This window comes from Oryzomonas rubra, assembly GCF_008369015.1.
GTDB lineage: Bacteria > Desulfobacterota > Desulfuromonadia > Geobacterales > Pseudopelobacteraceae > Oryzomonas > Oryzomonas japonica.
In genome coordinates, this window is record NZ_SRSD01000008.1 from 172,750 (window position 1) to 185,747 (window position 12,998).

The 12,998-nt window shown below is 59.4% G+C and carries 8 protein-coding genes and 2 riboswitches; of the genes, 1 reads left to right on the forward strand and 7 read right to left on the reverse strand.

What is annotated here, in order from left to right; genetic code table 11:
• Positions 1-182: 182 nt before the first annotated feature.
• Together ET418_RS13715 and ET418_RS13720 are read right to left on the reverse strand one after the other, a co-directional pair.
• Positions 183-2,180 carry a multicopper oxidase family protein gene (locus ET418_RS13715; RefSeq protein ID WP_149308441.1) on the reverse strand — a complete coding sequence of 666 codons (1,998 nt, stop codon included), beginning with the start codon at positions 2,178-2,180 and terminating at the stop codon, positions 183-185.
• A 425-nt stretch (positions 2,181-2,605) separates the two neighbouring features.
• On the reverse strand, positions 2,606-3,403 hold the full coding sequence (locus ET418_RS13720; RefSeq protein ID WP_246153083.1) for a TatD family hydrolase: 798 nt from the start codon (positions 3,401-3,403) through the stop codon (positions 2,606-2,608).
• Between the two features lie 46 nt (positions 3,404-3,449).
• Here ET418_RS13720 and ET418_RS13725 point away from each other — a divergent pair, with 46 nt between their 5' ends.
• Complete coding sequence (locus ET418_RS13725; protein WP_149308443.1) at positions 3,450-4,550, forward strand: glycosyltransferase; 1,101 nt, start codon at positions 3,450-3,452, stop codon at positions 4,548-4,550.
• Here the strand turns inward: ET418_RS13725 and ET418_RS13730 are convergent.
• The 5 genes from ET418_RS13730 to ET418_RS13750 form a co-directional block, all read right to left on the reverse strand.
• Positions 4,525-5,721, reverse strand: a complete 1,197-nt coding sequence (locus tag ET418_RS13730) for a phospholipase D-like domain-containing protein (RefSeq protein WP_149308445.1) — start codon at positions 5,719-5,721, stop codon at positions 4,525-4,527. The two genes, ET418_RS13725 and ET418_RS13730, sit on opposite strands and share 26 nt — an antisense overlap.
• A 181-nt stretch (positions 5,722-5,902) precedes the next feature.
• Complete coding sequence (locus ET418_RS13735; protein WP_149308447.1) at positions 5,903-6,559, reverse strand: fumarylacetoacetate hydrolase family protein; 657 nt, start codon at positions 6,557-6,559, stop codon at positions 5,903-5,905.
• The gene (gene gpmI, locus ET418_RS13740) at positions 6,556-8,088 is read right to left on the reverse strand and encodes a 2,3-bisphosphoglycerate-independent phosphoglycerate mutase (protein ID WP_149308449.1); all 1,533 of its coding nucleotides are present in this window, start codon (positions 8,086-8,088) and stop codon (positions 6,556-6,558) included. The genes ET418_RS13735 and gpmI overlap by 4 nt, the downstream gene beginning before the upstream one ends.
• Positions 8,089-8,246: 158 nt before the next feature.
• Positions 8,247-9,980, reverse strand: a complete 1,734-nt coding sequence (locus tag ET418_RS13745) for a fibronectin type III domain-containing protein (protein WP_149308451.1) — start codon at positions 9,978-9,980, stop codon at positions 8,247-8,249.
• A gap of 194 nt (positions 9,981-10,174) precedes the next feature.
• A riboswitch (cyclic di-GMP riboswitch) is annotated at positions 10,175-10,251 on the reverse strand.
• Between the two features lie 147 nt (positions 10,252-10,398).
• Positions 10,399-10,475, reverse strand: a riboswitch (cyclic di-GMP riboswitch).
• A 607-nt stretch (positions 10,476-11,082) separates the two neighbouring features.
• The gene (locus ET418_RS13750; protein WP_149308453.1) at positions 11,083-12,996 is read right to left on the reverse strand and encodes a TnsD family Tn7-like transposition protein; all 1,914 of its coding nucleotides are present in this window, start codon (positions 12,994-12,996) and stop codon (positions 11,083-11,085) included.
• Positions 12,997-12,998 lie beyond the last annotated feature (2 nt).

The following is a 12,998-nucleotide window of genomic DNA, read 5'->3' on the forward strand; positions in this document are numbered from 1 at the left end:
TCGCTAAAAATAGCTGGAACCATCCGCCTGAAGCATCCAGTACGGTTGATTTTGTGGTCAAGACCTTTGCGGCATCAGGGAGCGGTTTCTGCGCATCGGTTGCGTCACCAAGAGGTCGAGGGCACATGAAAACGGGCCGCACTTGACGGCCCGTTTTCATGCCTGCCGGTGTCCCCGGCGTCTTACGGCGCGACAACCTCGAATGGCCGCATCATGTCGTTATCCTCGTGTGAGAGGATGTGGCAATGCCACATATAGATGCCGAGGCGGTCGAATTTTGCGCGGATGCGCACATATCCCCGATTGTTGGGGTCCGGGTCGCCATTCGGGTCCAGACCGCCCGGTGGGACCTTTACCGTATCCTTCAAGCCTGTTTCGTTGCCGGTGACGGTGTAATTCCGGTCGAATTCGGGGTCAAGCGGCGTCCGTCCGGCCGGGTCGGTATCTTTATTGAGTGCGGCATAGCGGGGCGGCAATCCGAGGGCGGCCGGGATGTAGCCGGTCAGGGTTCCCTTCTCCACGACCTCGAAGCCGACCAGATGGAGGTGCATCGGATGCATATCGACGGTGCCGTTGACGATGATCCAGTCCTCCACGGTATTCAAGACCGGTTTTTCCGTGATCGGGTCCGAAAAAAGGTTTCCGTTCAGGAGCAGGAGGTGACGGTAGAAGAGGGTCCCCTCGCCGGCCGGATCATAATTGATGCCGAAGATATCGCGCAACTCCTGGAGATCGACGATACGGACGTTATCCGCAGCCGCCAGAGGCGTGTGCGGCCGGGAGGCGGTGGCCGCGCTGGTATCGGTGCCTGAAAGGGGTTTCGTCACCGTAAATTGCATGATCTTGCCGGTGGTCTTCGGATCGGGCGGGTTGCCGCCGGGGTAGGGGCCGTTGGCATTATTGCGCATGGTGATCTTGGTACCGGGCGGTACCTTTGAAAAGTCGATGATGAGATCGGCACGTTCGGCAAGCGCGAGCAGGATGCCATTGTCCTCCGTGTCGCCCACTGTGGCGGGCTTCGGGAGCAGACCGCCTTCATTGCCGATCTGGGTGATCATGCCGGCGGGGAGCGGGCTGCCGCCGGGCAGTTCGATCCACAGGTTGTAAAAGCGTGAATCGGAACCGTTGAGCAGCCTGAAGCGATAGCGCCGTGGCTCGACCTCGAGTTTTGGCCAGACCTTCCCGTTTACCGTGATGGTGTTGCCGAAGAACTCGGGAAGGGACGACAGAACAGGCTTGCCGTTTGCGCCGATGATCGGCAGGTGGGTGTAGGGGTCGAGCAAGGGGGTTGTGGGGTAGGCGATGGAGCCGTCCTCGTAGAATGATTTGTCCTGAATGACCAGGGGAATCTCGTAGTTCCCCTTGGGCAGGTTGAGGCTGTCCTCGTAATTGTCCCGCAGGATATAAAAGGCGGCAAGCCCGGCGTAAACGTTGAGCCGGGTAATCCCCATGGCATGGTCGTGGTACCACAGTGTGGTGCCCAATTGGTCGTTGTCATAGGTATAGGTAACGGTATTCCCGGCCGGCCCCCCCATGCCGTTGGCGGGAGCGTTCGGGTTGTTGGTGAACCAGTACAGCGGATTCCCGTCAAAGCCAGACTGGGTGTGGCCGCCATGGAGGTGGGGAACGATACGGATTTCCGGCTCTCCATTGTTGGTCCCGTCCAGCGTCGGATCAACGTACAGGAGGTGTTTCGTGAGCAGGTTGCCGGCAGCGTCACGGAGATCATTGATATATTTAACCACAACCTTTCTACCCGATGTGTCGAGGGTCGAGCGGGCCTCGATGGTCGGCCCCAGATATCCTGCGCTGAGGCCGTTCACCGAGTAGCCCCAGACCGTGCTTCGGACGGGTTTGCCGGTGTATGGGTTCTTGAGCTCGCTGCCGTCACTATTCCTCAGCCCGAAATCATAGTCGGCGCTTTGCTGGGCCTTGACCACGTAAAAGTCGGATCCGGCGACGGATGTCGTGTCGGCGGTGGCCGCCGGGATGATCGGCAGGGGTGTGGCAAATTGTTGGAGCATCAATGGGTTGAGCGGGCTCTTCGAACCGGAAGAGGCGGAAAGTGTCGAAATATTTGTGGTGTCGCCGTTGCATCCCCACATCGCCAGGGCGCAGCCGGCAAGCAGTATGGAACGATAGTACAGATACACCCGGTATGTCCATTTCCCCATTGCCATGTTGAACCTCCCCACTGTTTTTGTTGGATCGTAGAGGCGGACTGGGGGCGTATTGCTGACACGACGCCCCCCAACTCATGATTTTCGCGAGTGAGTTTGCAACTATCGAGCCCCAAAAAATAGATTAATAATAACGGGATGTTATTGAGATGTTTGCACGGGGTGGCGAGACGGTGCTGCAAGAAACATTGCAGAAGATGCGCGGCAAAATGCGTGGTCTAAGCCCGCGAGAGATAAGGAAAGAAGCCGATGTCAATATTTGTGGATTGTGCAACAAATATGGATAGGGAGCGTTGCTGATGTGGCTAAATCACGAGAGGAGGGATGGCGCCATGGGGGATGGGGGCGCTGCAACCGGCCGATAATGAACAGGTCTACGACATTGTGCCGTTTGTTGCGGTACGGCCGCTACGGGATAAGGCGAGTCAAGAGACGTTGCTCTCCCCGGAGAGGCTGAGTATCCTGACGGCATTATCCCGTGTGGCTGCGGCAACGATTTCCGGCGTGCTGTCTTTGGCCGCCGCGAGGGCGAGCAGGGTCTCGACCATCCAGGCCGGCTGGTTGGCGCTTCCCCGGTGGCCTTGGGGGGACATGTCGGGGGCGTCGGTTTCCAGAACCAGATGTTCCAGCGGGACCTCCCTGGCGAGGCGCAGGGGGCGCACCGCGCCTGGCCAGGTCAGGGTGCCGGACAGGGAGATGAGGAAGCCGAGGCGAATAAACTCCCGCGCCATCTCCAGGGACCCGGAAAAGGCGTGCATGATGCCCCCAACCCGGTCGGCCCGTTCCTCCCGCATGATCTGCAAGGTCCGTTGGAAGGCCCGGCGGCAGTGCACCAACACCGGGAGTCCCCGGGAGACGGCCAGTTTGAGTTGCCCGCGGAATGCGGCCTCCTGGATTTCGAGGGGGACGGGGTACGTCGGGTCCAGGCCGATCTCGCCGATGGCAACGCTGCCGGCGGCCAGCCGGGCCAGGGCGGAGAGGGCGTCATCGTCCGCCAGAGCGGCATGCATGGGATGGATGCCGACGGCGGGCAGGATCTCGTGGTGCGCTACCGCCAATGCCCGGATCCGCTTCCAGCCGTCGGGATGCACCCCGGGCACCACGAACCGGGTCACGCCGGCCCGGCGCGCCGCTGCAAGCACCTGGGGCAGGTGCGGGGCAAGCGGCTCCAGGTCCAGGTGGCAGTGGGTGTCGATCAATCCCGCGTGAGCTTCGGATTGCAAATATGGCTGATTCGGATACACTGGTCTTCATTCTCCCGGAGCGCCCATGACCAACGATTACACCCCTGAACTCTCCATTATTGTGCCGGTTCTCAACGAGGCCGCCCACGTGGCGCCCCTGTTCGCCACCCTTACCGCCCAACAGGGCATCCGTTTCGAATTGATCCTCTGCGACGGCGGCTCGGGCGATGGTACCCCGCAGCGGGCCGCCCAGCTGGCCCGGCAGGCGCCGTTTGCAACGGAGGTCGTCCCGGCGCCCCGCGGTCGCGGCCGCCAGATGAATGCCGGCGCCGTGGTTGCCCGTGCCGGTACGCTGCTGTTTCTGCACGCCGATTCGACGTTCGCTGCGGCAGATGCCCTGGCCTGCGGAGTCGCGGCGCTGCGGGCCCGGCAGGCCGCCGTCGGGTGCCATGAGGTCGCCGGGCGTTTCGCCCTTGGTTTCCTCCGGAGTGACGCCACACCATCCCCGGCCTACTTCTTCTACGAGGCCAAGGCGCGCCTCGACCGCCCGGAGTGCATCCGGGGCGACCAGGGCTTCATGCTGCCCCGCCCGTTCTTCCGGTCCCTCAACGGTTTTGACGAGCAGATGCCCTTTCTGGAGGACCTCCGCTTCGCGGATGCGGTGGCGGCGCGGTGCGGCTGGCTGCTCCTGCCCGCCGAGATCGGCACCTCGGCCCGCCGCTTTGAAGCGGAAGGGCTGTGGGAGCGGCAGGTGCTGAACGCCATCATCGTCAACTGCCTTGTGGCCGGCTGGACGGAGTTTTTCACCACCCTTTCCGGGCTGTACCGCTTCGACGCCGTTACCGGCCGGCTCTCGCTCCACCCGATCCTGGACGGCATCCGCACCCTGCTCGCGTGCCGCTCAGGGGAGTGGCGCCGCTCCTTTTGGCGTATTACCGGCCGCCATGTGGCCGCCAACGCCTGGCAGATCTTCTTCTGGCTGGATACCCGCCGCGCTTTTTCACAAGGGAGGGGGCCGGGAGGGGTTGCGCCTTGTTGGCTTCGGCTGTACGAGCGGCGCCTGAAGCAGCTCTTTTGCACGCGCCCCGCGGCGATGGCGGCAGCAGGGTTGGTCCGGCTCTGGTTCGCCTTCATGCTCATGCGCCCTTTGCAGGGACCGGCTACAAAAACCAGGCAAACAGGTTGACCAGCTTCTCCAGCAGCTGAGACAGCTTGCCCCGGCGCTCGTGGTCTGCAAGGGTGATGGCCCGCGAATTGCGGAAGTCCTGTTCCAGCATCCGGGCGATCTGTTTGCCGAAGGAGTTGTTGTCGATGATGCAGTTGATCTCGAAATTGCGATGGAAGCTGCGCTGGTCCAGGTTGGCCGAGCCGATCACCGTCCGCTCGCCGTCGATCAGCATGACCTTGGCGTGCAGCACCTCCCGCTCCACCTCGCAGATCTCGATGCCCACCTTGAGCAAGGCCGTATAGTAGCTGCGTCCCACCAGCCGCATCAACGGCACGTCGCTTTTGGCCGAGAGCAGTATGCGCACCCGCACGCCGCGCCGGACCGCCCGTAGCAGGGAACGAATGATGCGCGGACCGGGAACGAAGTAGGGGGTGACGATGAGGACGCTCTCCGAGGCGGAGGTGATGGCGGCCAGGAAGGCGTTGCGTATGTAGGAACTGCGATGGTGCGGTCCCCCGCTGACGATGATGACGTTGGCCCGTCCGGGGCGGGGTGCGCCCGGGCCCCTGCCGCCGGTGGGAACCCGGGGCGGTTCGTCCCGTTCCATCTGCCAGGTTTCGGAAAAGATGCGTTCCAACTCATGCACGGCGCTGCCGGTGATGCTGAAACCCACGTCGCGGAATTTGACAGGGCTCGAGACCAAACCGGCATATTCGTCGCCGATGTTGAATCCTCCCAGAAATGCCCGGCGGCCGTCGATGATGGCCATCTTGCGGTGGTCGCGTTTGTCGAACCAGTGGATGCCCCGCTTGAATGAGGGCACGTTGAAGGAGATGGGCTTGATACCGTGCTGGGTCAGGTTTCTGAAGTAGGCGGAGGGGGTTTCGACGCAGCCGATGTAATCGTAGATCAGGAACACCGGCACGCCCCTTTGCTGTGCATCGAGAAGTTCGGCGGCAAAGGCGGAGCCGGTGGTGTCGTTGCGGATCAGATAATATTCCAGGAGGATGTACCGCTCTGCCGAGCGGATGGCGCCGAAGAGGGCCTGAAAAAAATCAGGGCCATCCGGGTGGAGCACGACCCGGTTGCGCCGGTAGGTGACCGGCTGGCCCACGAAGCGGATATGCCGGAACAGGCGCAACATCCGCACCAGGCGCTTGTTATGCCGAATGGGAGTACCCTTTGCCATGACACCCCGCCTCGCATCCCGTCTTCACGGCATCTTTGCCCCGGCCTCAATCGCAAAATCCTCGACGTAGCCCTGCTACGCCTGCGGTTTTGCTCAATCGGCCAAGTCAAATCTGCCGCAAATCCGGGCGCGGTACTCGCAGCAGTTATTTACGGACAAGCTCATTGATTTGGAATCGGTATTATTCGACAGTAACGCTCATCCGCCCCACGCCCGTGATCTCGGCAACCATGCCGTCCCCCGGCTGGACCCGGCCCACGCCGGCGGGGGTGCCGGTGAGGATCACGTCCCCCTCTTCCAGCGTAAAGATGGTGGAGAGATAGCTGATGATTCTGGCCACCGGATTGATCATCAGGCCGGTGGAGCCGTTCTGGCGTTCTGCGCCGTTGAGCAGCAGCCTGATGGTCAGATCCTGCGGATCGGGAACCTGCGCCGCAGGGGTAAATACCGACAAGGGGCAGGAGGTGTCGAACCCCTTGGCGATCTCCCATGGCAGCCCCTTCTTCTTGAGGCTGTCCTGCACATCCCGCAGGGTCATATCGATGGCGACCCCATAGCCGGCTACATGGGACAGTGCCTCAGCCTCGGGGATATCCTTGCCGTCCGTGCCGATCAATACCGCCAGTTCCGCCTCGTAATGGCATGCCGTGCTGTAGGGGGGGATGACCACGGTGCCGCCGTCGTCCACCACCGCGGTGGCCGGCTTCAGGAAGACCACCGGCGCAGCCGGGGTCTCGTTTCCCAGCTCCTTGATATGGTCCACATAGTTGCGGCCGATGCAGAGGATCTTGCCGATCAGGTATTCATTGTCCGTGGCGGGTATCTTTGCGGTTTTCATAGCAGACTCTCTCCTGTCATCTCAGTGGGTTGGGCCAGGCCCAACATCTTCAGCATGGTCGGTGCGATGTCGGCCAGCCGGCCCCCTTCGCGCAACACGGCATCTTTACGGCTGTCGTCCACCAGGAGCAGCCACACCGGATTGGTGGTGTGGGCCGTGAACGGCTCGCCGTTGTCGTCCGCCATCTGCTCGGCGTTGCCGTGGTCGGCCGTGATCAGCGCCGCGCCTCCCTTTTCCCGCACCTTGGCCACGATCCTGCCCACGCAGTCGTCAACGACCGTGACCGCCCTGGCGGCCGCCTCCAGGATGCCGGTGTGTCCCACCATGTCGCAGTTGGCGAAGTTGAGGATGATCACATCGTAGAGGTCCCGGTCCATACGCTTCAGCAACTCCTCCGTCACCGGGTAGGCGCTCATCTCCGGCTTCTGGTCGTAGGTGGCTACCTCCTTGGGGGAGGGTATCAGACAGCGCTCCTCGCCGGGGAACGGGGTTTCCACGCCGCCGTTGAAGAAAAAGGTCACATGGGCGTACTTTTCGGTCTCCGCGATGCGCAGTTGCTTCAATCCGGCATGGGCCAGGACATCGCCCAGGATGTTGGTCAATTGCTCGGGCCCGTAGGCTATGGGCAGGCCGAAGGTGGCGTCGTATTCCGTCATGCAGACATAGTCGGCCAGCTTCGGACGGCAGCGGCGCTGGAAACCGTCAAAACCGTCGAGGGCCAGGGCGCGGGTGATCTCCCGGGCCCGGTCGGAACGGAAGTTGAAGAAGATGAAGCCGTCGCCGTCCCTGATCGTGCCGACCGGCGCGCGGTTTTCCGTGATCACGGCCGGGACGACGAATTCGTCGTGCACCCCGCCGCCATAGCTGGCCTCGATGGCCTCCCGGGCCGAGGTGCGCTGTTCCCCCTCGCCGCACACCATGGCGTTGTAGGCCTTTTCGACCCGTTCCCAGCGGTTATCCCGGTCCATGGCGTAGTAACGTCCCATGACCGTGGCGATCCGGCCGGTGCCGATTCGCCCGATCTCCGCCTCCAACTGGGCTAGGTAGTCGCTGCCGCTCTGGGGCGGGGTGTCGCGGCCGTCCAGGAGGCAGTGCACGAACACCTCCTTCACCCCTTCCCGTTTGGCCATCTCCAGCAGGGCATACAGGTGGCTGTTGTGGGAGTGCACCCCGCCGTCGGAGAGGAGCCCCGCCAGATGCAGCCTGCCGCCGCCGGCCTTGGTCTTGGCGATGCACTCCAGCAGCACCGGGTTGGCAAAGAAATCGTTGTCCCGGATCGATTTGGTGATGCGCGTTAGGTCCTGATACACGACCCGGCCGGCGCCGATATTGAGGTGGCCGACCTCCGAGTTGCCCATCTGGCCGTCGGGTAGGCCCACCGCCATGCCGGAGGTATGGATCTGGACATGGGGGTATTCCGCCAACAGCCTGGTCAAGTTGGGGGGGTGGGCCAGGGCGACGGCGTTATTCTCGGGATTGGCGTTGATCCCCCAACCATCGAGGATCATCAGGAGAAGCGGTTTTTTCATGGGCGGACCCCGTATTCATGGAATGGTGGGTACTGTAAACACGTGGCATAACTGTAAGTCAAAACAGCCGGGGCTTCAAGCGCTATATCGAGCAAGGGCGCACACAACAAAAAGGGCCCCGAAATCGGAGCCCTTTTTGTTGCTATAACATGCTTAAATTAATAGGAGACTGCCGCTATGGCGGCAATCTGGGCTGCCGTCAGCCCAAGGGACCCCATTCCGCCCCGGTTTGCCGTGATCGCCGTCTGAATCTGGGCGGCAGTCCTGACGCCCAGCGAACCGTGGCATCCGAGGCAGACGGAATTATAGTATGCCAAGGCATCAAAGGCCGGCGCCGAGGTGGCTGCCGATATCTGGGCCGAAGCGGCACTTTCACCGGTGCTGTTTACTGCGGTTACTATGTAGTAGTAGGTGGTGCCGGCCGTCAGTCCGGTCTGGACATAGGGAGTGGTGGCTCCGGCGATCTTGGTGCTGTTGGCGGTCGTGACCCCGCTGGTGGTGGAATAGTAGAGGTTGTACGAGGTAGCGCCGCTGACCGTCGACCAGGAGACGGTCACCTGGTTGGCACCACCGGTGGCGGTTACCCCGGTCGGTACGGCCGGTACGGTCGGAGCCGGCACGGCCGCCAGGGTTGTCGCGGCAATCTGCACGGAGGCGGCGCTCTCGCCGACGCTGTTGACGGCGGTTACCACATAGTAGTAGGTGGTGCTGTCGGAGAGCCCGGTCTGGACGGCGGGGCTGGTGGCGTTGCTGATCTTGGTGCCGTTGGCGGTGGTGACGCCGGAAGCGGTGGCATAGTAGATATTATAGGAGGTGGCTCCGGAAACTGCCGGCCAGGAAATAGTCACCTGCTTGGTTCCGCCGGTGGCGGTTACGCCGGTCGGCGCTACCGGTGCGGCCGGGGTCGCCACGGCGGCGCTGGTGGTGGCCGATACCTGGGTCGAGGCGACGCTTTCGCCGGTGCTGTTGACGGCGGTGACCAGATAATAGTAGGTGGTGCCGGCGGAGAGACCGGATTGGACGTACGGGGTGGTGGCATTGGCGATCTTGGTGCCGGAGGCGGTGGTGACGCCGGAGGTGGTGGCGTAATAGACGTTATAGGAGGTTGCATTGCTGACGGCGGTCCAGGAGACGGTCACCTGGCCGGCGCCGCCGACTGCGGCTACCCCGGTCGGCGCTACAGGGGCGGTTGGGGTCGAGGGGATGTTGCCGGGGTAGAAGTTCCCGTTGGCAATGTCGGTCAGGTTGCCGCTGTAGATAACGCCGCCGTTGTTGTTGAGGATCGACAGCACCCCGTTGGCCACGGTGATTTTCACGTTGTCGAACATGCCGTCAAGGTCCATATGATTGGCAATGTAGCGTGACGTGATCGGGTTGGTGTTTTGGGCATTGTATTTTTGGAGGAGGAGTTGCAGCTTATTCAGCAGGGCATCCACGGTCGCCGCCAGGTTCCCCTTGATCTTGATGAGTTTGTCGTGATCGGCGTTGTCGTAGGATTTTGACGCGTCGGCATCCCCTGCGGCGCTGGCTACTATGGCGTCGGAAAGCGGGTTGATGTTGGCGGTGCCGGTGCCTTCGGCAAAGGAGTGCAGTTTATAGCTGGTCCCGGAAGCGCTACCGGTCGCCTGGAGGATAAAGGGGGCCTGCAGGCCGGTGACATCGATGGCAAACGTGCCGTCGCCGGCGATCACGGTCGTTCTTGTCTGGGGTGCATTCGAGGAGTCCTTGAGGCTTACCTGGCCGGACAATGGCGCCCCGACGGCGGCCGTGCCGCCTACGGTCTGGGAGGAGAGCCCTCCTCCTCCGCTGCCGCAGCCGGCAAGCATGAGGCCAACCGTTGCCAGAGAGAATACCGTGATTGCTGCAAGTGCTCTTTTGATCAGGTTTGTCATTGATGCTCCTTTCTTTGATTCATGTGGTGTGCGGTCTGCCCTGTCCATATGAGTCTCCACTTGTTCTCCTTGCTTCCTGCTGCGCTCGGTCGAAGGATGAGCAGCATTTGTCTGTTATTTTTCAGTAGGTTCTGCTTGCCGTCCTGCAGGATGCCGGGCACAAAAAAACCGGGGCCCAATATCGAGAGTGATATTTCGGCGACCCGGCTGTCTCGGTGAGACCCTGTAGGCTTTCCGTCCCATCCTCGCGGATGGTTTAGTAGTATCGTGTATCACGGGTATCTTGTACCGGTTTTACAGGCAATCTTGCCCGGTACAAATGTCCGCCCTTCAGGCGTTGCAACGCTGGTGTTCTCTCTACCCCCTCATTTTCGATTTCGGGTACAAAAAAACCGGGGCCGAATATCTGGTATGATATTTCGGCGACCCGGCTGTCTCGGTGAGACCCTGTAGGCTTTCCGCCCCATCCTCGCGGATGGTTTAGTATTGTCGTTTATCTTGATCGATGCTATTTTGATTAAAGTTGTTTACAGAATATAAAATGATACCATTAAAGTCAAGAATAAATTTTCACAATGGTTGTCATTTTGAGTTTAGCGCACAGGGGAGGCTGGCTGTCAGGCTGAAAATGGGGCGTAACGGGGGATGGACGGGAATCCTTGCCCTGGCGTGCCAGATGATGTATTCTGCATCCGCCTGACAGGGGTGCGACGGTTTTCAGCGGCGTTACCCTGTGATACTATTGCAGCATGTAGAAAAGTAAAAGAGTTTGTCATGTGTGTGTAATTGAGTTTGTCACGCAAAACTAACCGGATTTAAAGGAAAATCTAGTTTAGAGGTTTAGCATGGCCCAACTGCAGCAAATGCAGTTGGGTTTTTCTGTTTACAGCAAAATTTTAATCGGCAAAGTGTGTAAAAGAGTTTGTCACGTGTGTAATTAAGTTTGTCGCACTTAACTTATTAAAAATAAATTGATTCTGTGAATTGGTGGTGGGCATCATGCGCTCAGGCATGACACATTAAGAATTGAAGAAGTTGTGAGAAGTTGTGCAGCAGGAGTTCGCGCGACTTGGTAAGAAACGTTCATAGCGGAGTCATTCCGTCACTTTGCAAAACAGCTATTGAAGTCCACCGGTATATCAAGCTCAATTGTCATTTTGGCCACCAACATCTTTTTCTCCTGGATCAGATGGGCCGGCAAACGTGCGATCCTCCTTAAGCCATTCATTGAGAGAATCATGTCGGTTCCCACATACTGTTTGATGGCCCATGTGATGCGGCGGACAACGAACTCATCATAGGTTTCAACATGCCGGGATAGAGCCTCCGAAAGTTTTGGAAACTTATCTACATTCATGCGATATCTGCTTTGGATGCCAAGCTTCTTAAGAAGCGCGTTTTTGCTCAGATAGACTGGACAGTCATTGGCTGCGCACTGTTCAACCGTTTGGCGCTCCAACTCCTCCGTCTTATCTCGATCAAAGCCTTCCCAGTCGCAACGCGGAGTACGCTGCCTGGCCGCCGCCTTTTTTCTGGTCGGGAACTGCTTCAGAAACCACTCTCTATCGCAACGAGCCATGAAGTCATACGACCCGGGCAACCGTGTCATAATGTCACAGCGAACAGCACCAGGGTTTTCCTGAATAAACTTTGTCACCGCACGACGATGATTGTCCCTCGTTGCCGCCCTTGCTGATTCGCGATGCACCCCGTTGAGATCCGGCTGGTCCAGTTCGATTAGGATGATGGTCTCCTCGCATAAGCCATACTGCCGCATGATTGCGTTCTTAGGCTTCCCTGCTCTCAGATCTGCGCGGACCTGTTCGAGGATTGGTCCCAGCTTCTTATGCATTTTCGGCGACAGTGGCACAGTCGCTTTCAGCCGGCGCAACTCTCTGATCAGCGTGCCATAACTCGCATGAAAGTGGTCCATCACATTCTGAAGCTTGAAATCCTTTTCAACGAGAACCTGCAATACCCCTGGAAGCCGTTCGTTAAGTTTCACTGGTGCATGAGCAACTGGTGCGGAGACAGTCCCGGTACCCTCATGCAACTCCTCGAAATTTTTTACAGACCGAAAGACTGAGCCCAGTACCAGAAGCATAAGCACTGCGGGCTTACCTACAAGATCTCTCTGCTTGACATCGAATAGACGTCGTAGCCATGAAGCTGGTCGAGCCCCTTGCCAGGTATTGATGCCGAGCAGTTGCAGAGCCTCCATCCCGAATCGCTCATCGATCGCATCCGCGATTTTTTCAGGAAGAACCAGACCACCCTTGCACATTCCCTTGTCAAGCATGGCGTTTTTGATGGCAACTCGTGGAGTGCCATGGATAGTGCCATTGCTCTTGAGCAGGTACTCGCTTTCTCTGGCCAGCCAGATCAGCGGTTCAAGGTTTTCTGGTGCAGGAACGACTGGAAGAGGAGCGTAATTTTCGCAAAGACAGCAGCCTGGTATGAGAGCATGCCGTCTTATGGGATACGTTCCGCAGATTGCGCAGCCGTGGTACAAGACCGATTTGTGTTTGGCACAGACAAGGACACCCGGCAATTGGTGCTGCCTTTGAAAAAAGGAAAAACCATATACTTGTTTTTGCTGGGCTGTACACTGCGGGCAATATCTATGTGTTGGCGGTTGAGCAGGTATGGGGTATCTTGTCAGCCCGAGGCTTAACCGTATGGTGCTGATATGGTCCACCTCTGTAGTTTTTTTGAAAAGCTCGTGGCGGACAGATGCTGGTGCAAAGAAGGTGAAATAGGGAAAGCATGTGTGGTTGGCAACGATGTAGCCGGGATCCTGGAACAGATGTCCTGAAGGTACATGATAGGCAATGGAGGCAATGTACCCAGGGATCGAGCCATTCAGAGCGTATTTGAAGCGTTGGCCCGTCAAGACTCTGAGGATTACTTCTTCCAAAAGCCCGGAGCGTATTACGCTGCGCACAAAAACGGAATACACGGTTTCATCAGGTGCGGGCGCTGGGAATGACGGAAGCTGTCTTGCGTCCGATGGCATGG

Excerpts from the sequence above, each read along its gene's own strand:
- ET418_RS13715 (WP_149308441.1), bottom strand. The coding sequence starts at position 2,180 with ATGGCAATGGGGAAATGGACATACCGGGTGTATCTGTACTATCGTTCC.
- ET418_RS13725 (WP_149308443.1), top strand. The coding sequence starts at position 3,450 with ATGACCAACGATTACACCCCTGAACTCTCCATTATTGTGCCGGTTCTC.
- ET418_RS13730 (WP_149308445.1), bottom strand. The coding sequence starts at position 5,721 with ATGGCAAAGGGTACTCCCATTCGGCATAACAAGCGCCTGGTGCGGATG.
- ET418_RS13735 (WP_149308447.1), bottom strand. The coding sequence starts at position 6,559 with ATGAAAACCGCAAAGATACCCGCCACGGACAATGAATACCTGATCGGC.
- gpmI (WP_149308449.1), bottom strand. The coding sequence starts at position 8,088 with ATGAAAAAACCGCTTCTCCTGATGATCCTCGATGGTTGGGGGATCAAC.
- ET418_RS13745 (WP_149308451.1), bottom strand. The coding sequence starts at position 9,980 with ATGACAAACCTGATCAAAAGAGCACTTGCAGCAATCACGGTATTCTCT.
- ET418_RS13750 (WP_149308453.1), bottom strand. The coding sequence starts at position 12,996 with ATGCCATCGGACGCAAGACAGCTTCCGTCATTCCCAGCGCCCGCACCT.